This window comes from Candidatus Methanoperedens nitratireducens, from assembly GCF_900196725.1.
Classification (GTDB): domain Archaea; phylum Halobacteriota; class Methanosarcinia; order Methanosarcinales; family Methanoperedenaceae; genus Methanoperedens; species Methanoperedens nitroreducens_A.
Genome location: NZ_FZMP01000030.1, coordinates 1 through 21,422, shown reverse-complemented (window position 1 = coordinate 21,422; position 21,422 = coordinate 1). Strand labels below are relative to the sequence as shown.

The 21,422-nt window shown below is 42.9% G+C and carries 27 protein-coding genes and 1 tRNA gene; 8 read left to right on the top strand and 20 right to left on the bottom strand.

Annotated elements, in window-relative coordinates; genetic code table 11:
* Nucleotides 1-83: 83 nt before the first annotated feature.
* Nucleotides 84-155: transfer RNA gene (locus tag MNV_RS03470), tRNA-Gly, on the top strand.
* Nucleotides 156-261: 106 nt separating this feature from the next.
* Nucleotides 262-831 carry a cysteine dioxygenase family protein gene (locus MNV_RS03465; RefSeq protein WP_096203988.1) on the top strand — a complete coding sequence of 190 codons (570 nt, stop codon included), beginning with the start codon at nucleotides 262-264 and terminating at the stop codon, nucleotides 829-831.
* A 184-nt stretch (nucleotides 832-1,015) separates the two neighbouring features.
* Here MNV_RS03465 and MNV_RS03460 read toward each other — a convergent pair whose 3' ends face one another.
* The 4 genes from MNV_RS03460 to MNV_RS03445 all read right to left on the bottom strand — a co-directional run bounded on the left by MNV_RS03460 (nucleotide 1,016) and on the right by MNV_RS03445 (nucleotide 3,522).
* Nucleotides 1,016-1,255, bottom strand: coding sequence for a hypothetical protein (locus tag MNV_RS03460; RefSeq protein ID WP_096203987.1), 240 nt, complete (start codon nucleotides 1,253-1,255; stop codon nucleotides 1,016-1,018).
* A 183-nt stretch (nucleotides 1,256-1,438) separates the two neighbouring features.
* Complete coding sequence (gene pyrI, locus MNV_RS03455; RefSeq protein WP_096203986.1) at nucleotides 1,439-1,939, bottom strand: aspartate carbamoyltransferase regulatory subunit; 501 nt, start codon at nucleotides 1,937-1,939, stop codon at nucleotides 1,439-1,441.
* The gene (gene pyrB / locus MNV_RS03450) at nucleotides 1,936-2,850 is read right to left on the bottom strand and encodes an aspartate carbamoyltransferase (RefSeq protein WP_394336526.1); all 915 of its coding nucleotides are present in this window, start codon (nucleotides 2,848-2,850) and stop codon (nucleotides 1,936-1,938) included. The genes pyrI and pyrB overlap by 4 nt, the downstream gene beginning before the upstream one ends.
* Before the next feature lie 51 nt (nucleotides 2,851-2,901).
* On the bottom strand, nucleotides 2,902-3,522 hold the full coding sequence (locus tag MNV_RS03445; RefSeq protein WP_096203984.1) for an RNA 2'-phosphotransferase: 621 nt from the start codon (nucleotides 3,520-3,522) through the stop codon (nucleotides 2,902-2,904).
* A 178-nt stretch (nucleotides 3,523-3,700) separates the two neighbouring features.
* On the opposite strand from MNV_RS03445, the gene MNV_RS03440 reads away from it, so the two are divergent.
* From MNV_RS03440 to MNV_RS03430, 3 genes are all read left to right on the top strand, one after another.
* Nucleotides 3,701-4,303 carry a winged helix-turn-helix transcriptional regulator gene (locus tag MNV_RS03440; protein WP_179293779.1) on the top strand — a complete coding sequence of 201 codons (603 nt, stop codon included), beginning with the start codon at nucleotides 3,701-3,703 and terminating at the stop codon, nucleotides 4,301-4,303.
* Between the two features lie 135 nt (nucleotides 4,304-4,438).
* Entirely contained in the window at nucleotides 4,439-5,857 is a 1,419-nt protein-coding gene (locus tag MNV_RS03435; protein ID WP_096203982.1) for a hypothetical protein, read from the top strand.
* Nucleotides 5,838-7,244 carry a 4Fe-4S binding protein gene (locus MNV_RS03430; RefSeq protein ID WP_096203981.1) on the top strand — a complete coding sequence of 469 codons (1,407 nt, stop codon included), beginning with the start codon at nucleotides 5,838-5,840 and terminating at the stop codon, nucleotides 7,242-7,244. Before MNV_RS03435 ends, MNV_RS03430 begins: the two co-directional genes overlap by 20 nt.
* 89 nt (nucleotides 7,245-7,333) lie before the next feature.
* Here the strand turns inward: MNV_RS03430 and MNV_RS03425 are convergent, their stop codons facing one another.
* From MNV_RS03425 to MNV_RS03400, 6 genes are all read right to left on the bottom strand, one after another.
* Nucleotides 7,334-7,822 carry a hypothetical protein gene (locus MNV_RS03425; protein WP_096203980.1) on the bottom strand — a complete coding sequence of 163 codons (489 nt, stop codon included), beginning with the start codon at nucleotides 7,820-7,822 and terminating at the stop codon, nucleotides 7,334-7,336.
* Nucleotides 7,823-7,845: 23 nt separating this feature from the next.
* Nucleotides 7,846-8,814 (bottom strand): ABC transporter ATP-binding protein, encoded by a 969-nt coding sequence (locus MNV_RS03420; RefSeq protein ID WP_096203979.1) that lies wholly within the window; start codon nucleotides 8,812-8,814, stop codon nucleotides 7,846-7,848.
* 2 nt (nucleotides 8,815-8,816) lie between these two features.
* On the bottom strand, nucleotides 8,817-10,388 hold the full coding sequence (locus MNV_RS03415; protein ID WP_096203978.1) for a COG1470 family protein: 1,572 nt from the start codon (nucleotides 10,386-10,388) through the stop codon (nucleotides 8,817-8,819).
* A gap of 40 nt (nucleotides 10,389-10,428) precedes the next feature.
* Nucleotides 10,429-11,352: an ABC transporter permease gene (locus MNV_RS03410; protein WP_096203977.1), complete on the bottom strand. Its 924-nt coding sequence runs from the start codon at nucleotides 11,350-11,352 to the stop codon at nucleotides 10,429-10,431.
* A 32-nt stretch (nucleotides 11,353-11,384) separates the two neighbouring features.
* A complete protein-coding gene (locus MNV_RS03405) occupies nucleotides 11,385-12,995 on the bottom strand; it encodes a M28 family metallopeptidase (RefSeq protein ID WP_096203976.1) in 1,611 nt (536 codons plus the stop codon).
* A gap of 74 nt (nucleotides 12,996-13,069) precedes the next feature.
* Nucleotides 13,070-13,543, bottom strand: coding sequence for a hypothetical protein (locus MNV_RS03400; protein ID WP_096203975.1), 474 nt, complete (start codon nucleotides 13,541-13,543; stop codon nucleotides 13,070-13,072).
* Nucleotides 13,544-13,858: 315 nt separating this feature from the next.
* Between MNV_RS03400 and MNV_RS03395 the strand changes: the two genes are divergently transcribed.
* The 3 genes from MNV_RS03395 (at nucleotide 13,859) to MNV_RS03385 (ending at nucleotide 15,577) form a co-directional block, all read left to right on the top strand.
* Nucleotides 13,859-14,302, top strand: a complete 444-nt coding sequence (locus MNV_RS03395; protein ID WP_096203974.1) for a peptidase domain-containing protein — start codon at nucleotides 13,859-13,861, stop codon at nucleotides 14,300-14,302.
* 18 nt (nucleotides 14,303-14,320) lie between these two features.
* Complete coding sequence (locus tag MNV_RS03390) at nucleotides 14,321-15,055, top strand: winged helix-turn-helix transcriptional regulator (protein ID WP_096203973.1); 735 nt, start codon at nucleotides 14,321-14,323, stop codon at nucleotides 15,053-15,055.
* A 171-nt stretch (nucleotides 15,056-15,226) separates the two neighbouring features.
* Nucleotides 15,227-15,577 carry a hypothetical protein gene (locus MNV_RS03385; RefSeq protein WP_096203972.1) on the top strand — a complete coding sequence of 117 codons (351 nt, stop codon included), beginning with the start codon at nucleotides 15,227-15,229 and terminating at the stop codon, nucleotides 15,575-15,577.
* 61 nt (nucleotides 15,578-15,638) lie between these two features.
* Here the strand turns inward: MNV_RS03385 and artA are convergent, their stop codons facing one another.
* From artA to MNV_RS19310, 10 genes are all read right to left on the bottom strand, one after another.
* The gene (gene artA / locus MNV_RS03380) at nucleotides 15,639-16,418 is read right to left on the bottom strand and encodes an archaeosortase A (protein ID WP_096203971.1); all 780 of its coding nucleotides are present in this window, start codon (nucleotides 16,416-16,418) and stop codon (nucleotides 15,639-15,641) included.
* A 35-nt stretch (nucleotides 16,419-16,453) separates the two neighbouring features.
* Nucleotides 16,454-17,215 (bottom strand): methyltransferase family protein, encoded by a 762-nt coding sequence (locus MNV_RS03375; protein ID WP_096203970.1) that lies wholly within the window; start codon nucleotides 17,213-17,215, stop codon nucleotides 16,454-16,456.
* A 39-nt stretch (nucleotides 17,216-17,254) separates the two neighbouring features.
* Nucleotides 17,255-17,785, bottom strand: coding sequence for a hypothetical protein (locus MNV_RS03370; protein ID WP_096203969.1), 531 nt, complete (start codon nucleotides 17,783-17,785; stop codon nucleotides 17,255-17,257).
* A gap of 8 nt (nucleotides 17,786-17,793) precedes the next feature.
* Entirely contained in the window at nucleotides 17,794-18,396 is a 603-nt protein-coding gene (locus tag MNV_RS03365) for a hypothetical protein (RefSeq protein ID WP_096203968.1), read from the bottom strand.
* Nucleotides 18,397-18,786 carry a hypothetical protein gene (locus tag MNV_RS03360; protein WP_096203967.1) on the bottom strand — a complete coding sequence of 130 codons (390 nt, stop codon included), beginning with the start codon at nucleotides 18,784-18,786 and terminating at the stop codon, nucleotides 18,397-18,399. It lies immediately after the preceding gene.
* 4 nt (nucleotides 18,787-18,790) lie between these two features.
* Nucleotides 18,791-19,237 carry a hypothetical protein gene (locus MNV_RS03355; protein WP_096203966.1) on the bottom strand — a complete coding sequence of 149 codons (447 nt, stop codon included), beginning with the start codon at nucleotides 19,235-19,237 and terminating at the stop codon, nucleotides 18,791-18,793.
* Between the two features lie 14 nt (nucleotides 19,238-19,251).
* Entirely contained in the window at nucleotides 19,252-19,449 is a 198-nt protein-coding gene (locus tag MNV_RS03350) for a YHS domain-containing protein (protein ID WP_096203965.1), read from the bottom strand.
* Between the two features lie 159 nt (nucleotides 19,450-19,608).
* Entirely contained in the window at nucleotides 19,609-20,514 is a 906-nt protein-coding gene (locus tag MNV_RS03345; RefSeq protein ID WP_096203964.1) for a hypothetical protein, read from the bottom strand.
* Nucleotides 20,511-20,876 carry a cytochrome c-type biogenesis protein CcmH gene (locus MNV_RS03340; RefSeq protein WP_179293778.1) on the bottom strand — a complete coding sequence of 122 codons (366 nt, stop codon included), beginning with the start codon at nucleotides 20,874-20,876 and terminating at the stop codon, nucleotides 20,511-20,513. The genes MNV_RS03345 and MNV_RS03340 overlap by 4 nt, the downstream gene beginning before the upstream one ends.
* A gap of 147 nt (nucleotides 20,877-21,023) precedes the next feature.
* On the bottom strand, nucleotides 21,024-21,422 hold a 399-nt coding region (locus MNV_RS19310), incomplete at its 5' end, for a hypothetical protein (RefSeq protein WP_179293777.1).

The following is a 21,422-nucleotide window of genomic DNA, read 5'->3' as shown; positions in this document are numbered from 1 at the left end:
TAAAGCCAAAGGTTTCGGGACTACACAGTCTGCAGGATTAACGAAACCATTAAATGCTTTCAATCACTTAGGGAAGCATCGTTGCACCGATGGTCTAGTGGCTATGACTTTAGCCTTCCAAGCTAATAACTCGGGTTCAAATCCCGATCGGTGCATGGCATACTTATGCTCTGAGGGTGCACATCTTCAGAGCATGGTTTCGGGCAGACAATAAGCTTTATTTCACCTGCACTCCTACAGGAAAATGGGAGTGATAAAATTATGATGCAACAAAATAAAGCTCAACTTAACCAATTCATTAATGATATGGAGGCAACTATCAGGAAGTACGCAATGGAATCGGAAATTTTACAGCGCGCTAAACCCCTTCTGGAAGAGCTTCTTCGAAGTCCAGATTCGATGCCTCAGGAATCATTCAAACCAAGGAAGGATAGGTTTGCGAACAATCTGATTTACATGCCTTCTGATAAGATCTTTTCAGTTATTGGAGGAGTCTTCCTACCCGGTCAAGCAACTCCTATTCATGACCATTTGACCTGGGCACTTATTGGAATATATGAGGGAATGGAGCGGGAATCGTACTACAGGAGGATTGATGATGGTTCGAATCCCAAAGTAGCTGTAATAAAGAAGGCTGGTGAAAGGATAAACAAGAAGGGACATGTAACCGTGCTTGGCAAAGATGGCATACATCGCATCGAAAACGTTTCCGATAAACCCTCCTTAAGTGTACATGTATACGGACTTGATATTGGGAACACTCAAAGAAATGCATATAATCCAGTCACAGGCGAGATAGGGAACTTCGTCTCTGGATATGATAGTGTTTAAGAAATCTCCGCACAGGTTAAATTTATTCCGTATAACTGAGAAAAACATCTAATGCCAGCGTGGATAAAAGTGAAAGGAAACGGATCATCTGTAAAACACAGTTGGTAAGTCAGCACCATTTAGCTTCTTGTCGCAGCACGGTATACCCCGTACGACGTATGAGGCATGTATATCCTCTTTTCCGCTACTTCCTTCTCTTCCCCTCGTGCATCTTTTTAATCTCTTCCTCAGCCGCCGTCATTTTCGCTTTATTCTCCTCGTATATCTTGGAGATGTTCTCCATAGCCCTCTCAAGTCTCTTTTTAAGAACGACCAGTTCCTGGGTAGAAAGATTATAATCTGGAGTGTTCTCAATCCATAACTGCTCTATATCAATGAGGGCGTTTATGGCAGCTTTCGTCCTGTTTACCGTGTTCTCATCCATGCTGTGGCTATAGTACTTTTTATTAAATTAAACTTTTCACAGAGGTTTTATTTGGCTGTATAAATAACAGGAGAACAGAGGTGATGGCGCAGGGCACGCTGCGCCGTTTTATGGAAATAAAGGAGTTCCAAAATATCATGAGAGAGTTGTATGCGCATCCAGGGAATTCCAGCCCGGCTCCGTTTAAATCAAATGCTCTGCAATCCCCTCTGAAATCACATGATCGCAGTAAATACACCGCAGCTCAACGGGTTTTTTGTTTACCAGGAATTTTGAAATAACTGGCTCGTTCGTATTTGAAATGCAGTTGGGATTTCCGCATTTCATCACGCCTTCAAGACGCTCCGGCAGGTCAACGCGGAATTTCTCGACAACCCCAAAATCGCGGATTATGTTGATTGTGGCATTCGGCGCTATCAATGAAATCCTGTCCACCTCTTCCTCCTCAAGCTCCCTGTCCTCAACCTTTACAATATCCTTCATCCCGAGAACTCCGCTTGGCACGTTCATAGCCACGGTCACCACTGCCCTGGTAGTGCCTGAGATTCCAAGTATGCGTAATACATTGAGAGCCTGGCCTGCGGTAATGTGATCAATAACAGTCCCGTGTTTTATACGACGCACTCGCATTTCTTTCATTTCCAGAGGATTACCGGGATTATCGGGTCTATCAATTTTCGTCATACCGCCTCCATCGCTATAGCCAGAAGCGCCATCCTGACAGGAACGCCGTAGAAGGACTGCTCGAAATACCGTGCATACCTTGTCCTGTCAACAGAAGTATCAATCTCATCCACGCGGGGAAGGGGATGCATTATTATGAGGTTATCGCGTGCAGATTTCAGGAGTTCTTCGGTAATCCTGTAGCTGCCCGCTACTTTCTGGTACTCTGCGGGGTCGGGAAAGCGCTCTTTCTGTATCCGCGTAACATACAACACATCAACATCCCCGATAACGTCCTCGATATTCGAAGTCTCGCTGATGACCGCACCCTGCTTTTTCAGGTCTTTTTTGATCGTGTCGGGCATCACCAGCTGCTTTGGCGAGATCAGGGTCATATCGGCATGATACAGGGATAACGCATAGGCAAGCGAGTGCACGGTCCTGCCGTACTTGAGGTCTCCCACTATCGCGATCTTCAGCCCGGAAAGGTTGCTTTCGCGCATGATGGTGTAAAGGTCAAGCAGCGTCTGTGTCGGATGATGTCCAGCTCCGTCCCCTGCATTGATTATCGGGATTTTTGAGTACTCTGCCGCCATTCTCGCTGCGCCTTCGCGCGGATGCCGCAGAACTATGGCATCGGCATAATTCCCGATTACCCGTATGGTATCCGCAAGCGTCTCTCCTTTAGCCACTGAGCTGGCTTCAAGCGCACCAAGGTCTATCACCTCCCCGCCCAGCCGCTTCATGGCAGTCTCAAAAGACAACCTGGTGCGGGTGCTCGGTTCATAGAAAAGTGTCGCCAGAAGTTTACCTGAAAGAAGGGCTGAGCGTTTGCCTCTTGCTATCGGTTCGAATTCCTTTACCCTGTTCAGGATAACGTCAATCTCATCCCGCGAAAAATCCCTCATTGAGATGATGTGACTCGGCATCATACCTAATAGGCGGTTTTCCGATTTAAATTTATTGATAGCACACTAACCACACTATCCCTGTATCAGTTTCAGATATTGTGGTGATATATCTTCGGAAAGAACTATGTTCTCCGTAGCAGATATCATTCTCACGCCGTTTTTCTGGGCTTCCGCAGCATCCACGAGTATCAAAATAGGGTCGTCGGTATGGATCTTTGCTACCTCAAGTGCCTTCTCTTTGGATGTGCTCAGGTGGACGTATCGCTGTTTTATCGGTTTTAGACCTTTCTCAAGCAGGATATCCACCTCTTCCCTGCTTGCCCCGTAGTATAGTTCGGGAAGCGTATTGTCAGGATAATCAAGGTCTACATCCACAGAGTGACCGTATCTGGCCCTGATTTTCCTGCCCTGGATCTCGTATCTCTTTTTCTCATCTGACTCGATTATCGAGATAAGTTTTTCTTTGTTAGCCCATTTGTAACGCGTTCTCATGGCGTCACACAGCACGTCCAGGTCGACCCACCCGTGCTGGTTCATAGCCAGCCCGAGGTCGTCCGGGAAATGCCGGAGCGCTCCAGAGATGAAGCGTCCGAGCCGTTCTGTCTGTTCATCGTCCAGGATAAGGCTTCCGGCCTCACCGCACGTACATGCAGTTCCACGGAATACTCCATGAATCGGGCATTTTTTAATCATTTCTGGTGCTTATAGGAATAAGCAAGTTATATAATTTACCAAAAGCGCGGTACCTGCGGGAAGTAATGTGAAAGTGATGAGAGTGCGCAGTTAAAAATAGTTATCTATAGTATAGTAATTAGCCTCAAAAATTTAACCAAAAAGTACTTATGTTTACATCGTGTGTAAAGTTATGAATATGGTAGAACTTGACAACCTCGATATAAAAATACTAACTCATCTGCAGGATAACGGCAGGAAGTCGTATCAGGAGATTGCCAAATCTTGCCTGACAAGCGTACCCACTATAAAAAGCCGTGTGGACAGGTTGCTTGAACTCGGAGTTATCAGTAAATTCACCATAGACATCGATAACAGCAAACTGGGCATAACCGAAGCGATACTCCTTGTAAATGCGAAACCTCGCGCTGTCAGCAGGATAACTGAAGAACTCCGGGGGCTGGAAGAGGTAAAGGAGCTGTATGTAACCTCTGATTCTGACGCAGCCATAGTATCAAGAGTCGCAGGGGATATGCAGCGCATTCTTGCGATTCAGGACAGGATTAATCTCACAGATGTGAACAATATCCGCATTATATCAGTAAAAAATGCATTCAGAAGGGACTCAACTATTCCGCTCGCATCCTCCAGCATAACTTTAACCTGTGCTTATTGCGAAAGGAAAGTGACAGGAGACGCGGTCAGAAAGAAATTCGATGACAAAGACTATTTCTTTTGCTGTACTACATGCCAGGGCGAGTTTGAGAAGAAATACTTGAAACTGCTCGCAAATGCTCAATGAGCGATAATATTGCTGTAAAATTAGAAAGTCTGCGTATTGATTATCATGTTTATTTCAAATATGCTGGAGAAGGCCCTGCCGGTGTGTATCATACCAGATGCCATATTGGATGTAAGAGGGGAAATCAAAACATAAATGAAAAAAGAAAAACGTAAGTTTCTGGTTCTTATAATAGTGCTTGTATCTTTGAATATTAATTTACATGGGAGCGCGCTTCCTTCCGGAACACAGAATAATTCTATTCAGTGGTTCCCATCTTTAGCTGCTGATAATAACACGGTATATATTGTCTGGGCTGATGAGAGAAACGGCAATTATACACGGATAATGAACAATCTCCCTCATAAGTCCGGCGACATATACATATCGAAAGGAAGCTTTCAGAGCGACTGGGTTTTTGATAAGAATATCAGGATAAATGACATCAAAGGAACTACCGGACACGGTTCTCCCTCCATAGAAGTCGATAATAATGATATCTATGTGGTCTGGGAAGACGACAGATTCGGATTTGAAGAACTATATTTCACATCGTCACAAAAAAACAGCATCAAATTCAAAAAGGATTTGCCGATTGTGGCGGAGGCGGGAAGCCAGGTACTGCCTTCTGTCGGAGTTCTGAACAAAACAGTATACGTTGCAATGATGAATAAGAAAACATGGGAAATTGATTTCACAGAAGGACGACCTGTTAACGGCGTTTATAAGTTCGATAAACCGCTACGTGTCAACGATGATGCTTCAGGCAACTGGCACTATGCCCCATCGCTTGCCGTAGATGATGAAAAAAACGTATGTATCGCCTGGCTGGACGCGCGAAATAGTAATTACGATATTTATTTTTCGCATGGAGTAAAGGAAAACGGAACCTGGCGATTCAGTAAAAATATCAGAGTAAATGATGATTCCATAAATGCATCGCACTACACTCCTTCTATAGCGTTTGATAACGGAAGCGTGTACGTTGCATGGTATGATAACAGGAATAATGATTTTGATATATACATCGCTACAGGCAGATTGATAAATAATAACTGGGAATTTGATAAAAATGTCAGGGTGAATGACGATACGGGGGGTAGCGATCAAATGCACCCCCATATTGCTGTTAGAAGCGGTGAAATTTTCATAGTCTGGGAAGATGGAAGGAATGGCGGCTCTGATATTTATTTCTCAAATGGTGTAATGAAGAACGACAGTCTTGAATTTAGTAAAAATACTGAAGTAAATGATATTAAGGGCAAGCATTACGACCCTCAAATCGAGATTGTCGGAGACAATGTTTACATTGCCTGGCAGGCGGAAAAGACCCCGTATAACGACCCTACATTTAAATACGGGGAATATGGGACTGACAGCGGCGATATATATTTTTCACACGGAAAATACAACGGTGAGAACTGGGAATTTAGCAGGAATGTAAAAGTAAACGATGATTCGACAGACTCTTTTACGGAACCAAACCCTGTATTTTTGGGCCTGGTACCGGGCTCTGTTATCGTATTGATAATAGTTGCAGGATATTTAAGGAAATATGGAAAACGGAAGAACTAACCGGGATAAAGGAAAGTACGATCTGCTTCAGCATGATGCCATAGCATCGTTTTTCAAAAATCGCAAAACCCAGTTCCTGTTCCAGCTGCCTGCAGCCCTTTTTTTAGCGATAGTTGTAGTTGCAGGCTTTTTCGGAACCCAGAACAGCAATCTGAACCTTGCAACCATTTCAATCTGGGTTATCTGGTGGTCGCTTCTTATAATAAGTCTTGCTCTATTCGGAAGAGTATGGTGTTTCATGTGTCCTTTCGGGGCAACCGGGGATTGGGTGCAGCGCCGCGCTTTTTATAAAAAGGTTAATGATGTGTTCAGTTTAAACCGGAAATTGCCTGCAAGATTCAGAAACCTCTCTTTAGCTGCAATTTTTTTCCTTGTAATCACATGGGCTGATTTCCAGTTCAATCTGGTAAACAGCCCTCTGAACACCGCATACTTTATTGTTGTTTTACTCGCCATAATTGTAATCGTATCAACAATCTTTGAGCGCCGCTCCTTTTGCAGGTATGTATGTCCCATAACAGGGCTGGCAGGCTTATACTCAATGTTTGCCCCGTCTGAATTGCGGGCAAAAGAAAAGGAAACCTGTAAGACCTGTAAGGAAAAATACTGCATATCGGGAAATGAAAAGGGATATCCCTGCCCGGTATTTGAGTATCCGGGTACAATGGAGAAAAATACACACTGCATCCTCTGCACCGAGTGCGCCAAAACCTGCCACAGGAGTAACATCTCCTTTAACCTCCGTTCCTTCGCAGGGGATCTTCTGACTTTATCAAAAACAAGGACAGATGAGGCTATATTCATCCTGATGCTGCTTGGGGTGACAGTATTTCAGACACTGATCATGATAAGACCATGGGCGGGTTTAACAACAGATTTAATGATTTATACTGGCACCGATTACGATTCTGTCCGGTTCATGTTATTCATTGCTGTAGCGGCATCCCCTGTTCTGGTTTATTCTGCGGCTATTGGCATCTCAAAATTACTCAACCGGAAAGTAATATTCAAAGATCTTTTTATGGGTTATGCATACTCCATTATTCCCCTGGGATTGATGATGCACCTTTCTCATAACCTCCGCCATTTACTGGAAGAAGGCACGGGGATAATCCAGGTAATCTCGGACCCGTTCGGGTCTGGATGGGATTTATTCGGGACTTCCGGATATATGCCTGCCCCGCTCCTTAACAGTAATAACATCCTTTTAATACAATGGCTGTTGATGTTTATCGGGTTAGGATTTTCGATGTCAGTCGGCAGAGGCGTCTCAAGGCGGATGTCCCGTGAAAATGAATCGGCGTATATACCTGTGCTGGTGTTTGTTTTTATCTTTTTCGTTTTCAATCTCTGGATGTTTGGTCAGCCGATAATGCATAAACACTAAAATTGAATTGAGGGCATTAAGATAATCGACGGCTGTAGAAATATGTACAAAGAGAACGGTAAATTTCAGATTTGGATATAAGATGAAATCTATTTTCTCTTTAACTTTATTCCGCGGTCTAACCATCCCTGCTCCCTGATTTTTTGAGCGAACATGCGCTGGATTGACATGAACTCTTCAATCTTGTCCGGGTACATCATGCGCCTGCCGCTCTCGATGTAGTAGCAAAAGATATCACCAACTGATCGATCAATCCTGACTGGGACCCAGTAACTGCTGCCAGCGTCCATCGAAATTACCGGGTCGCTCGTGTGGTCTCCGTTCATCTCATAATACTCCCCAATCCTTATGAATTTCCCACCCATTTTTTTCACAAACAAAATCAAGTCTCCATTCTGCCCTGTCGATTCATTGCTGTCTACCCTCCCAGTAAGCGGATCAAAATAGGTGGGCATTCTGAGTCTTAGATCATAGTTGTGATTTCCAGGGTCAATGCGATGCTTGCGAAGTATCTCTTCGATAGCTTCCTGGAGTTCAAGCTTGGCATTCGCTATCGCATTTCTGGGTTTCCTTCTCATAATTTTGTATAGTTTATATAACGTTATGCAGATTCTTCTATCAGCTTCAGGAACACACGCTGCAAATCCATTCTCTCTTCCTCAAATCTGGATATGGTTCCGCCCATGGATTTTACTGCCATGGCTATTTCCATTCTGGCACCCAAACCCGTAAGGAGCGAGACATGGCTGTTTACTGGCTCGACTGAGCGCACGCCTTTCACTCCTTTTAATCCCTCTATAACTCTCTGCACTGGCAAGTCCTGGACTTCAAGTGCGTATCTCACTCCTTCTTTTTCTCTTACCTTATCCCTGAGTTTATCTACCGTACCTACGGCAAGCAGCTTGCCCCTTGCTATAACCCCTATTCTGTCGCAGATCTCCTCAACCTCTGCCATACTGTGACTGCTTAAAAATACTGTTACACCCTTCTCCTTACTTAATTTTTTAATCAAATCCCGCATCATCTGTGCACCCAAGGGATCGATGCCGCTTGTAGGCTCGTCAAGGAACAGAACACCTGGCTCGTTTATCAGCGCCTGGGCAAGACCAAAGCGTTTGCGCATGCCAGTAGAGAATCCGCCGGTTCTCTGGTCGATTGCACGGCTAAGACCCACTAATTCTAATAGATCAACGATACGCTTCTCCCTCGTCTTTTCATCGATATCGTAGAGCTTGGCATAGAACCTGAGATTCTGTCTTGCGGTGAGGTTATCATAGTAGCCTGCTGGCTCAGGCAAAACTCCTGTGGCTTCTCTTATCTTGATAACCTCTCTTACTATATCAAAGCCTGCTACTTTACCAGAACCACCTGTAGGCTCAAGCAAGCCTATCAGCATCTTCATTGTCGTGGTTTTGCCTGCACCATTGGGGCCAACGAAGCCAAAGACCTCACCCTTTTTAACGCTCAGGTTAAGCGAATCCACTGCTACAAGTTCATTTTTCTTACCAAAACGCTTGGTAAGATCTACTGTTTCTATAATGTTTTCATTTTGACTGATTTCTTTATCCATATCTATCTTCTTCCAAATTTACGTATTATAAACACAAGCGCAATAATAGCCAGCACTACCATGCCGATTCCTGCCACACCGCTTGAACCTGATTTTTCCACATTCACTTTAATGCTCTTTTCCTCGCCCTGAATATCGCCGCTCTTTGCGCACATGAATATCTCTTTCATTCCTGAGCCTGCATCAGCCCTCGCTGTTATCTCAACGGGAATATTCCTCGATTCTCCAGCCTCCAGTTTTTCTATTGTACCGAAGCTTCTTATTTGAGTACTGATGCCGCTTACCTCTTGTATCTCAAGCTGCACATTGCTTAAAGCCTCATCACCGCCGTTTCTCAGGGCTACACTGATTTCTGTCGAACCTCCTGGGTTAAGCGTTACCTCGCTGTAGCTTGGATAAAGGCTGAGTATCTGGCTTTTCTCAATACCTTTGTTGACAGTGACCTCAAGTCTCTGGGATACACTCCTGTCATCTCCGCTAACAGCACCCACGAGTATAGGGTATATTCCGTCGCTGGCGCTTGTGGCAGGTTTAACTTTTACCTTGAATTTCTGCTCGCCTTTGGCAGGCAATTCAAGGGTGGTCAGCCTCACATCATCATCACTATCCAGGAGGAACTCCACATTCCAACCCTCTGGTTTATTCAATGCTTTTAAATTCAGCTTGATCTGCTGGTCGTACTTGTTTTTCAAGGATACGATAAATTCCGCAACATTTTCAGGTCGAACCTCAAGACCTGCTATGCTTGAATGCATCTCAAGATACGCACTTAACGCCTGGGCTGGATCTAGATCGGGATTAATGCTGGTGCTCAGCGGTAGCGAGATGATCTGGCTGCCGCTTTCCATGGATGCTCCTATCAACACTTCATAATCCCCGTCGGTTGCATTGATAGGAGGCTGGGCAACTACATCAAAATCCTGCTTGCCTTTTGCAGGGATGCTCAATTTTGTAATCCTCGCTCCGTCTGAAGAGAGCATGTCCACGCCCCACTCATTGGGCTTTGTGAGTACTGAGAGCTTTACTGTTGCTCTGCTGTCGTATTTATTCTCAACCGTTACGCTGAACTTGATAGGAGAGCCGGGATGGGTCTTTCTTCCTGGAATGCCTGAGTATATATCAAGGTTAGGCATGGCGTTTCTATCCACAGTTGCTGCAAATTCGCGGTATATCAATTCATAATTAGTTATATCCTCCCCGTAGGGCTGCAAGCCTATCCTTATCAAATAGGCTCCATCGCTGGTATTAACTGGCACCCGCAGTCTTAAAACGACCTGTTTTGATGTGATTGAGTCAGCAGGGAAGGTTATCTGGCTGACCTGGTTATTATCTGCATAGAAACCTGCAAGCCAGTTGTCAGGTTTTTTGTCTATGAACAGCTTGACTGAAACGCTTTTGGTGGTATTGTATCCCTTTTGCAGCGTTGTGGTGAACTCAACTGTGTCGCCGGGGCGGACGACTTTGCCGGTTATGTCTGTGGTGGCTGTGATCTGGGAGAATTCGGCGGTAGTTGGGGGTGTCAGGAGTAATATGAGGACTGCTATAATTCCGAGGAATCTTAAGATTTTATTCATATTCCGCCCCTATAACCAATCAATTATATCCACACTAATTCTACATGGTTATGTCCTGCCTCATGAATGCCATATAAGAAATCAATAACAAAATCACAGGAAATACAATCAATACGAGCAGGTTATCCCAGTTCTGCTCTACCCAGTAGCCAAGACTAAAACCTGTATCAAATAGACCGTGCATCTCGGAGGAGGAACTTTTTCCACCCATCAGCCCGCCGACGGGAGGTCCAGTTATGAGTTCCTCAAAATGCACAGCAGGAGATATGTACATAATAGCACGAGTAATTTTTACTTGATTTTCCGAAGCATCCTCTGATATGCTCTGTTCTGTAATTATTCCGGCAGCAGCAGATGCAATCATACTTAAGAGCAAAACTAGTGCTAGCCATACCGCAATGCTGTACATAAGCGAGCTTGATGACTCTTTAGTAAAAGTGGATATTGCTACGGAGAGCGCAAGATAGCTCAACATAAATAAAAATGCCAGTACTACGAACACTATTATTCTGCCAATAACTTCAGTTGATACTGTAATCCCAGATACGCCAACCATGATACCTGTGGATGCAACAATCGAAATAACTATTCCCAAACCAAGAGTGACCATCATACCAATGAGCTTGCCTGTAATCACTTGATCTCTGTAGACAGGATGAGTCAGAAGTACATTAAGCGACCCTGATTTCCTCTCTTTGACAATTGCATCAAATCCGAGTCCGACTGCTACAAGCCCGCCAACTCCTGTTATTAGAGATGCTAAACCAATAAAGCTATTTATGAGTGGAGAAAAAACACCAATGAATTCCCCGCCCATCCGGGACATATTCTGTCCTGCCTGATACCCATTTACAAGAAGTATAGTCATAAATATCCCGAGAATCAAAAGGAACCTTGGACTCCAGAGACTGTCGGCAAATTCTTTCTGGGCTATCACGAATACGTTTTCAATATTTCTTTTCATAATTCACCTCATCATTTTATAGCATAATATCATCATCTTTTTTTAATTTTTTTGAAAATTATAATCATTGCGAAAGCAATGGATATGGCAAAAATGGTTAGTAGCGTTCCTATCTCATTTTTTTCGTTTAGTGCGGGATTGTCTAAAGTTGGAGAATTGTTTAAAGATTTTTCCACATTAAATGTCACATTGTCTGAGTACATACTGCCTTCATACTTTTCAGTATATGCTTCAAACGTGTGCATTCCAGGATTTAGACTGAAAAAGTGCTCTGATTCTATACCGCCAATACCGATGCCATCTAAAAAGATAGTAGTATTGTTAGATGTATAATTATATTTTAATCTAACAATGTTAGTATTATATTTAGCTGTTTTTTTGTCACCTTTTTTCCTTGGCTCGCTTATTATGTCGGTTGTTACATTAAATGATGAGATTCTGGTTGCGGGAGTGTAAGTTTCGATGCAGGTAAATGCTGTACTATCTGAGCCAGTGTTTCCAATCCCGTCAGTAGCCGAGACTTTAATGGTGTGGCTACCCTTTGTAAAGGTAAATCTCTGCCCTGATTTTATATAACCCAGACTTGAATTATCTAAAAATAATTCTATGGTACTGTTGCGTTCTGAAACGTTGTATGTCAGGTTAAATGCACATGTGTTAGAATTCTTTTCCGGGTTAGTAATGTTCACTGAAGGAGATTTACCGTCACCTGTGCTGGCTAAATAGTAAACACTTTGCACTAATATCTTAGTGGCATCCCTTGCTGCTGAAAAGTCCAGTTTATCGATCGTATCTTCTGGAGTGTGAGAGTATATCTCGTTTCCAAAGTGGATTACTTCCACAGCAGGAATATGATCCTCCCAGAAAGGGACATGATCACTTCCTCCTCCCGGGCTCCCAATACCTGTACTAACTGGTATTTTTAAGTCTTCTGCTGATTTGTTCAGTACATCCTTCAACCAACTGTATTGTGGTAGGTAGCCGATATTTAAATTTTTACCTGCAATATAATCCACATTTATTACCGCAACTATCTCTTCAGCCAGATCTTTATGTTCAGAAATCCAGGCTCTGCTGCCAAGAAAATCCTCTTCTTCTCCTGAAAACGCTATGAAATATACCGTTCTGTTAAAGGAATAGTTTTGCAGGGCTCTCGCAGTTTCAAGCATAGAGGCAACACCTGCTGCGTTGTCATCGGCACCAGGTCCTCCAATAGAATCATAATGTGCGGTAACAAGTATGATCTGGTCTCTTAGTATGCTGCCTTCCTTTATTCCCACAACATTTATTCCTGTCGCATTCCAAGCTTTGCCTTTTGAGGTATGCGCTTCAAAATAAAATTCTTCAAGAAATGCCGACAGACCAGTTTGCGACATTATGTACTTTATATAATCTGCTGCAAGCGAACTATTTACCTTATTGACCCTTCTTTCCCCATAATCAGTCAATTGTCTGGTTATACTTTCAATGTTTGTTTGATTTGCATCGAATAAAATATTGGATGCGTTACCTGCTACTTCGTTACCCTTGTTGATGGCTGGCGCCAAAATTGTATTTTCAGAAATAGCATATGCTTCCATCGGTACTGGAAGGAAAAAAACCAGTATCAATAATCTTATAACCGAAATTACTTTTTTTACCATTACCAATTTTTTACCATTTTAATCTGTTTTCGTTAATTGTTTTGAATAAAAAATAAAAGGGCATTTACGCCCTTTTAGTATGGAGTAATTATACCGGTATCCGAGGCGGTGGGTTGACCTGTGCGCGAGGCAGAGATTGTGAAGTAATAGGTCTGTCCTGGATTGGCTGTGAATGTCCTATATAAATAACCATTCGCATTGTCATTGATAAGGAGATTGTCGGTAATATCCTTTGTAGCTACGCCTCCAGCCGGGTCTACCAATTTGAAGTTTATTGATCCTCCATATATGGCACTTGTGTCAATATATGTATATTGAATAGCGATTTGTATAGGAGTTCCGGGGGCGATATCAGGTGATGTATCAAATGCCACTGCTCTGGTAACGGTTGATTGGCTTTCATCAACTATCAAGTAACCTCCGTTTACTGGAACACTCAAAATTCCAACATCGCCTTGTTCTTGATTCTGTTTTGCACCCACTGTTGGCACAAGTGCCATTCTCAACAGCAACATTGCTGTGAGCAGTGCGCCCATTCCAAATTTCATATTTGTTTTCCTATTTTTTTTACCTCTTTGTTTATATTGTCCCGAGAGGCGCAAGATTAAGCGAGGCTTTAAGTAGATTAAAGTCTAACCAATTAACGCCTTCGGGCATCTTGGGGTTCAGTTGCTCTTGCAGAACCTCTGAACCCCATGCAACACCTTTTTGATGTTTGCCTTTTACGCTATTAAACACCTTTTATAAATCTTTTCTCGCCAAATCATCGAACTATGCAAATAATCGAATTATACAGCCTCAGTTCGATGATTTGGACATAAAAATTAAATAATGCCCTGAATATGCCTGCGTGGGTGATTTAATTGCATAAAAAGATTGGAATAGCAATAGCTTTGCTGCTGTTTTCAGCCTCGCTGGCTATGGCAGCGGCAAGTGAAGAGAAGATGAACGCAACAAATGGTGGATATACTGAGGGGGCTACTACCGGCACAGAAGGAGGTGCAGGCATCCAAACTGTTTACGCTACAATCACGCAAGGACAGACCAATTGGCATACCAAGGAAGTGAAGGATTTTATCACGACTCTAAACGTAGACTTGAACTGGGGCAATTCTGGCAATTCACTGAGACTTAAAATATACTCTCCTGACGGCTATGTGTTTGGTCCGTATTTTGACATCGATGATGGTTCCATCAATGGCAGGATTAACAGATATATAAATAACCCCAACGGCATAGCCAAAGGCACATGGTACTATGAGGTATATGGTTACAGCGTATCAGGAACGGAAGACTATTATATCTAAACATAGTAGTATAAATCTATGCGATGGATAGGGTATCTGCTATTTTTTCTTTTTTTCTTTAGCATTGTAACTACTCATGCCGAAGAAGGCGGATACACAGTAGATTTCTACCCAACTCAAAACGGGTCAATCGATACCAGTGGCGCAGATGCGACAATCTCATTCTGGGAACTGCCTCTCTGGGTACAGATAGCTTACATATCAGGAGTTATTCTCGCTTCTTTGGGATTGTTAAAGATAAGTCCTATTGTTCTGGCAAGAATTAAAAACTTGATCGAAAACCAGAGCAGACAGACCATTTTAAAATATATACTGAATAACCCCGGATGCACCGTAGCAGAACTTTCAGATCAGCAGAAGATGAATAGGGGAAGTGTGAAGTATCATATCTATAGACTTAAATTAGTAGACAAAATTATCTTAAAGAAAATAGGAAAATTCACACGGTTATTTCAGAATTCTGGGACATTCAATGGCAACGAGCAAATGATAGCAGCCCATCTCAAAAATGAGACTTGCAGAATGCTTCTGAGGGCTATTCTGGACAATCCAGGTATAACAAATCAAGAGCTTACAGAGAAATTTCATCTGGCTAAAAGCACAATACATTGGTATATACAGCAGCTCAGTAAGGACAATATAATTGTATCAAAACAGGAAGGCAAGTACAGGAGATACACAGTAAATGCTGATACAAAAATGATTTTGCTCAGGTTTATGCCTCCCAGTCAGCCTATCCATGCTCAGGTGTAATTTGACAAATTGTCGAATCAGCTCCTGATTAATAAAAGGCAGTCATATAAACTCGAGGGAAGAAAGTATTGCTGACAAGGGCGCAGGGCTTCAATGTGGGGCGGCTGTAAAGGTGCGCTGTAAGCTTTACCTATATGGCTTACCATTTCCTGCGAAGTCACCTGCGCAGGGATGTATATTCCTCTCGGATTGATGATGCATCTTTCCCATAACCTTCGCCATTTACTGGAAGAAGGCATGGAAATAATCCCGGTAATTTCTGATCCGTTCGGGTTTGGATGGGATTTATTCGGGACTTCAGGGTATACGCCTGCCCCGCTCCTTAACAGTAATAACATCCTCTTAGTACAATGGCTGCTGATGTTTATAGGGCTGGGTTTCTCAATATCTGTTGGCAAGAATATTTCAAGGCGGATGTTCCATGGAAGTGAATTAACGCATATACCAGTCCTGATATTCATTTTTGCCTTTTTCGTATTTAATCTGTGGGTGCTTGGTCAGCCGATAATGCATAATCACTAAACCCCAGATACCATTGCAAGTAGTTTTCAATCATGCCCGGCCAGCTTTCTAAACTCCGTTGTCACCGCCTTAAAACCCCATCGATCATTTCCGAAACCTCAGGCAGGGTTTTAAGAACCACGTATGAAATCAACAACAGAGCCAGCAATGAGCCTGCCTTGGTGATAAAATGCTCGGAAATATGGAAACTCTCCTCAGGCGTTCCAAACCAGCCAAAACCATAAGCTGAGGCTGTGAAAGAGACCCTCAGCAGGTTCAGGATATAAACTACAGGCACTGATATCAAAAATGCCCTGAACTTTTGCACAAAAGGCGCGCCTGTAGCAGATGAGATTATGCCTGTAAATAAGGCTATGCTCTCAATGGCAGTGCAGGCAAGTATTATTTCCACGGCAAGACCATTGACTGCAAGCTGGTTCCATGCAACCTGGGAAACAGGATATCCAAATCTCTCAACAACCCAGATGCTCTGGTTTGTAACAAGCGATATTATCCCGCTGTTAAATAACTCTACATCCGCAAATAAGAAATATATCAAACCGCTTACAGAGGCTGCCCTGGATAATGATATAAGAATAATCCCATTTCTCTGACTGCTTTCTTTTCCATTTCCCGCCTGAAACATGATATATGCTATGAATAATGATACTATTGCTGCTACTACAACTAGTAAAACATTGAAATAATCCTGTAACTCTATATATAATGATGGCTGCAAAAACCAGTAGACTGAAAGGAATATCCAGCCAAAGCCTCCAAACAGGAACCTGAAGTTATAGGCTTTTGGAAGTATTGATGCTATTGCCAGAAGCACGAGAGAGATCCAGAGTGTTGTAACCATAATGCTCTAATTTTTCCTCCATTGCCTTAACATTTTCACCAGATTCTATTTTTTATTAACGGTAGAAACATGGGCGTATGCCGTTTATACTCTTCGTACCTTTCTCCGAATGCCTGGATAGCTTCATCTTCTTCCTTTTTCGCAAGCCTGTAATACATTATAATAAGAACGGGCCACATGGCAAGGGTTACGATCGTCGGCCACTGGATAAGCAAGCCCACAGTCAGTATAACAAGACCGAGGTACTGCGGATGCCTGACATATTTGTAGGCGCCATCAGTAACCAATTCGCCTTTTGAGGCGTGTATCCTGCTCCAGCCCCTTGACATCAGGAAAAACCCGAAGAATATTATGAAGCTGCTGGTCACCATTACAAATGCCCATGCGCTCTCCATGCTCATTAAACCGGTTCTTGCAAGGAAGACTCCCAGCAGGTGCCCTTCTGCGTGCCCGAAGGAGAGCTGCAATCCGAACAGCGAGGAGAGAACGTATATCGTCAGCGGAAAGCCGTACATTTCTGTGAACAGGGCAATTATGAATGCTTCGTATATTCCCAGTGTCCGCCAATTCTTCTTTTTCAGAGGTGTAAGGAAACTGAGTACGAAGATGGAAAAAATCCCGATGCTCAGGAGTGCTGCGACCCAGTTGCTATATGCGTATTTTGTAAAGTCATGATGCCCTCCCTCGACAGTTTCAGGCTTCTCGTAGCCGAGAAGTATGGAAATGCCCTGGAGGAGTGCTAAAACCATTAGCACTATAAATCCAAGCGCAATAAGGTTGCTGAAAAGTTTTCTCATAATTATTCACTTATGATTTTTATCACATTGTCCATGGCATTAAATCCGTTTTATAGATTCTTTGACGATGCCAACCCTGTAGGATTCATCAGGGTTATCTATCTGTATCCAGAATACCCTGTTATCCTTGGCATAGAAATAATGATACAAACCGAGTTCCGGTCGTCCTGTCACAAAATAAACCGTAATGCCTTCCATGTTCATAGGCGTTGAATTGCTAAACATGCCAGTCATTCCAACCCTGTTGTTCATTAATTCAAGAAGCGAGGCTGCCTCCTCGTTATTTTTAGATTCTGATACCCAGAATTTGGCTTTGCTGCCCATACCGCCTCTGTAGTCTGCAATATAGGCGCTCTCTACTTTTACATTTGGACTGCTGCCGTGCAATCTTTTTACCTCTGTCATGGCAGCATCCCCATCCCTGTAGAGAGAAAGGTTCATATCGCCAAGTTTCTCAGGGAACATGCCAAAGGCATTTTCCTGCTGAGTTTGAATAAAAAGGAGTACGGTTCCCGCGATTACAGCGATTATGAACAGTACAAGATACAGTTCGGATTTGTTTTTCCTCATAATTCCTCTTATATGTCCATCACTGCCTGCTTCACGATTGACACCTGGTAATCCGTATCGGGCGAATCAAAAGATATCCAGTAGATCCGTCCCATATTGTAATTCATTTTGAAATAATAATAGTTGTACACATCGTTTATTTTTATCATGTACACTTCAGGCTTAACGAATTCCATAAATTCCAGCTTCACAGGTATTGTGCCGTTCGCCATGCCCGCGTCGCTGTGCCCGCCGTGCGATTCTGTCTGACCCACGTCACCTGAATATTCATGCTCCTCATGTCCGCTCGATGCGCCCAGCATGGAGTTCATGGATTCAAAAGCGTCATTTGCAATGTTATGATCAGGCGGTTCGGCAACCCACATACGCATGGTTCCTTTCCTGCCGCTGTATACTGCATAATATCCACGTGCAAGAGGTAAGTCCCTTAAGACAGATATCTTCGATATTTCCAGGGCAGCAGTATCCTGTGTCTCATACTCTGTAAGGGTCATGTCGCCCAGTTTCTCGGTGAAAATGCTTTTTCTGCTATCTGACAGGAATGAGAAATATATAATAAGCACAACAGCCACAATGATGACTGCATATACTGCATGAATCTCTTTTTTCATTCAATCACCCCGTGCACAGCAGCTTTTCCCTGCTGCGATGATCGTTCTGTCTCTTAAGATTACACTTGCTATGTACGCGCTGCCCGCCAGGTTGACCGATAGCCCGATGATGATAATAGTGTCCTTATACCCGGTAAGGAATGAGGATGTTGCAAGGATAAAACTCACAGCAGGCAATAGATCGCTGAAAAGACCCATCTGCACCCCGACTGCCAGGGGAATAAGGTAAACGAATATACCGTTGGCAAGAAATACTTCGTATCCCTTTTCAAAGGAGCCCTCGGCTAAGGAAGCGATCGAGATGTTAAAAAGTACCACAAGCAGTCCTGCAGTTCCTCCGAAAATAAAAGGGTTTTTTAATAGCTCCCGGATTTTTTGATTTCCTGACATGCCCTTACCACTTCAAGACCCTTTCTTTTACTTCCGCAACATCCTGAATGACAAGCTCAAAACCGGCGCTGTCATCGAATTTCGGGAATTTCAGGGTACCTTCGAAGTGATGCCCTCCAATGCCCCCGTCCCATGATTCGGGTTTGATGATATTCCCTTTGCTGTCGCGTATGTAGGATATCTTCTCCATCTCGTAATCCAGAGAGCCTGAGTGCGTATCCATTTTAATATCAAAAGCGTTATTACCAAGATACACGGCAGTAATGGTCACTCCGGCTTCCGAATTCTCTTTCATCCCCGGCGACCCTTCGGTGGAGACCCGCGTCTCTGCTATGGTCGGTGTATCCGTAGTTACAGATTCTTCGGTTTCAGGTTCGCTGCTCGATATACATCCACTGATTGAAGCTGTAACCAGGATCAATAGTGCGATTATAATTTCTGTTAATCTCATGTAATCTCATCTCTTTACCAGAATTTCCACCAGGGTTTTCTGCCTTCTCCACCCATACCTACAGGTCCGCCTTTGAGGTATTTCTCGGGCTCTGACTCAAACGCTTTCTTACAACCCGGTGCACAGAAGTAATAGGTCTTGCCTTTATATTCTGTCTTATACTGTGCAGTCCTTTCATCAACCCGCATTCCACAAACTGGATCTATCTGCATATTTTTGTTCTCTCCTTTTTATGAATTAACTATACAGCCGCAGTAACAGGCAAGGTATATGCCGCCGCTGCATGGTACTGTGCATTTTGTTTTCCTTTCAGCACTTTTCTTCCGGATTTTCTTAATTTCGACATATTCCCCGATACCTCCTGGTTAGACTTAATTTTTATTTCTTAGTTTATCTATTTTAATAAATATTTCAATTGCTTTCTCCCTGTACTCCTCCATCAATCTCCTGTACTCCTCGGAGCTATCAGCCCCAGCATGTTTCTCAAACCCGTGAATTGTCTGGAAAATCCTTATTTTCTCAAGCTCAAGTTCTTCAAGGGTGTATGCTTTTCCTACTTTTCCGAGGATTTTATCCTTAAAACGGTATACTAAACCTATTAAAAATAAAGAAATCAAACCGATCACGGCATATAGATAATTTCGCTCTTGTGTTATTTTAATTGGAATGCTGGCAGTTTCTCCTGCCTTGAGGTTGTTAAAGGTAATAACATTATATTCATTTCCGGCAAGTGTCAGGGTTTCATATAACCCTTCAAGATTCAGTCCACTTTTCTTATCAACGAGGAATAAAAGAGAAGTGGTATTGTACACTGCACTTTTATTGAATACATACTCTGAATTCTGTGACGGGAGCATGTAAGATACCTGCATCTCAAAGTTATCTCCCGGCTTAATAGGCTGCATCGGGTCCATAAACACAACTCCTTCTTCCTGCACAAGGCAGCATTCCATTGCCTGGGTTCTCAGATTTTTAATATCCTGCGGGGTTGATATTGCAAAGAATGTGTGGTTATCCCTGGTATAGTAGATCTCAGGACCTTCGTTCCTGAATATGACAATCTCGGAAATTTCAAGAGAATTATTTTTCTTTGAAATGAAAATATGGTCCAGAACAACTTTAATATTATAGCTCTGGTTACTCAGATTTTGCTCATTGGTAACATTTCCAATAATTTTTTCGCTCTCAATGCTCTTGTCGGTTTGAGCAGAGACAATGCTTATGAAATAAAATATTACTACGAACACTAAAATGTATCCATTTAGAGCTATTTTCACTTTTCTTCCACCTCAGAGACAAATTTCTGATATTCTTCTTCAAACTGTTGTTCGTATTTCTGTTTATCAGGTATGTCATGTATAATTCTCAGATCTGGTTTTTTGATAGCAATGTATCCAAGGAATACAAACGTAATGACAAATAATATACCGCCCGCCCATAACGTTATTGAACTATCTTTCTCAGGATGTGCCAGAATTTCCTTGCCGTACTCTGCCTGTAGTGCTGAAAATATCTGATTTTCCGAAAAACCTGCATCCTTCATTGAATTTATTTCTTTTTTAACCTGTACAGCAGTTGAGCAATCGCATGTTGAAATAACCATGGCACACTCGCAGGGGCAAATCAGATGAGAGGTCATGTCCTCCTCCGCATAAACCGAAATGATCCGTGATACTAAAATAAATAGTATGATTATTTTAATGCCAAGAGGCCCCGCATTCATTATTTATCTCTCAAGTCTGTTTTGTCCGAAGAGAGGCGGGTTGCCCCGCTCTCTCCTGAATGTTTACTCATTTTGTTCTATGTCCTCAATCCGCTGTTCAATAGTCTCCTTTAGCTCATCCCTGTTGTCTCCTTCTTTCTCACGCTCAAGCAGCTCTTCCAGGATATCTATGTCATCCACATGCGCTATTATCTTCTCAAGTGTGGGTACAGGCTGGTTAAGATCAAGGTTTAACGCAGCTTCTTTTAATTGTTTTATAATGGCAATCGATCTTTCTTTGTATTCTTTCTTGAGTTCTTTGTACTCTTCATCTGCAATCTCTCCAGCATTGAATTTATTTTCAAGAGCCAGTATAGATTCAAACATGGCGCTCTTTTCGGTCAGCAGTTCGTCAAAGGACATTTCGTTAATGTCTTTTCCAGGAACATTTCCCAGTACAGAAACATTTCCCAATACAACATC

Bases quoted from the DNA above. Each gene is read 5' to 3' on its own strand.
- MNV_RS03370 (WP_096203969.1), bottom strand. From the start codon at position 17,785: ATGAGGAAAAACAAATCCGAACTGTATCTTGTACTGTTCATAATCGCT.
- MNV_RS03390 (WP_096203973.1), top strand. From the start codon at position 14,321: ATGCGATGGATAGGGTATCTGCTATTTTTTCTTTTTTTCTTTAGCATT.
- MNV_RS03400 (WP_096203975.1), bottom strand. From the start codon at position 13,543: ATGAAATTTGGAATGGGCGCACTGCTCACAGCAATGTTGCTGTTGAGA.
- MNV_RS03365 (WP_096203968.1), bottom strand. From the start codon at position 18,396: ATGAAAAAAGAGATTCATGCAGTATATGCAGTCATCATTGTGGCTGTT.
- MNV_RS03405 (WP_096203976.1), bottom strand. From the start codon at position 12,995: ATGGTAAAAAAAGTAATTTCGGTTATAAGATTATTGATACTGGTTTTT.
- pyrI (WP_096203986.1), bottom strand. From the start codon at position 1,939: ATGACGAAAATTGATAGACCCGATAATCCCGGTAATCCTCTGGAAATG.
- MNV_RS03415 (WP_096203978.1), bottom strand. From the start codon at position 10,388: ATGAATAAAATCTTAAGATTCCTCGGAATTATAGCAGTCCTCATATTA.
- MNV_RS03375 (WP_096203970.1), bottom strand. From the start codon at position 17,215: ATGAGAAAACTTTTCAGCAACCTTATTGCGCTTGGATTTATAGTGCTA.
- MNV_RS03420 (WP_096203979.1), bottom strand. From the start codon at position 8,814: ATGGATAAAGAAATCAGTCAAAATGAAAACATTATAGAAACAGTAGAT.
- MNV_RS03465 (WP_096203988.1), top strand. From the start codon at position 262: ATGATGCAACAAAATAAAGCTCAACTTAACCAATTCATTAATGATATG.
- MNV_RS03350 (WP_096203965.1), bottom strand. From the start codon at position 19,449: ATGCAGATAGATCCAGTTTGTGGAATGCGGGTTGATGAAAGGACTGCA.
- MNV_RS03340 (WP_179293778.1), bottom strand. From the start codon at position 20,876: ATGACCTCTCATCTGATTTGCCCCTGCGAGTGTGCCATGGTTATTTCA.
- pyrB (WP_394336526.1), bottom strand. From the start codon at position 2,850: ATGATGCCGAGTCACATCATCTCAATGAGGGATTTTTCGCGGGATGAG.
- MNV_RS03355 (WP_096203966.1), bottom strand. From the start codon at position 19,237: ATGAGATTAACAGAAATTATAATCGCACTATTGATCCTGGTTACAGCT.
- MNV_RS03410 (WP_096203977.1), bottom strand. From the start codon at position 11,352: ATGAAAAGAAATATTGAAAACGTATTCGTGATAGCCCAGAAAGAATTT.
- MNV_RS03440 (WP_179293779.1), top strand. From the start codon at position 3,701: ATGGTAGAACTTGACAACCTCGATATAAAAATACTAACTCATCTGCAG.
- MNV_RS03445 (WP_096203984.1), bottom strand. From the start codon at position 3,522: ATGATTAAAAAATGCCCGATTCATGGAGTATTCCGTGGAACTGCATGT.
- MNV_RS03435 (WP_096203982.1), top strand. From the start codon at position 4,439: ATGAAAAAAGAAAAACGTAAGTTTCTGGTTCTTATAATAGTGCTTGTA.
- MNV_RS03460 (WP_096203987.1), bottom strand. From the start codon at position 1,255: ATGGATGAGAACACGGTAAACAGGACGAAAGCTGCCATAAACGCCCTC.
- MNV_RS03360 (WP_096203967.1), bottom strand. From the start codon at position 18,786: ATGTCAGGAAATCAAAAAATCCGGGAGCTATTAAAAAACCCTTTTATT.
- MNV_RS03385 (WP_096203972.1), top strand. From the start codon at position 15,227: ATGTATATTCCTCTCGGATTGATGATGCATCTTTCCCATAACCTTCGC.
- MNV_RS03430 (WP_096203981.1), top strand. From the start codon at position 5,838: ATGGAAAACGGAAGAACTAACCGGGATAAAGGAAAGTACGATCTGCTT.
- artA (WP_096203971.1), bottom strand. From the start codon at position 16,418: ATGGTTACAACACTCTGGATCTCTCTCGTGCTTCTGGCAATAGCATCA.
- MNV_RS03425 (WP_096203980.1), bottom strand. From the start codon at position 7,822: ATGAGAAGGAAACCCAGAAATGCGATAGCGAATGCCAAGCTTGAACTC.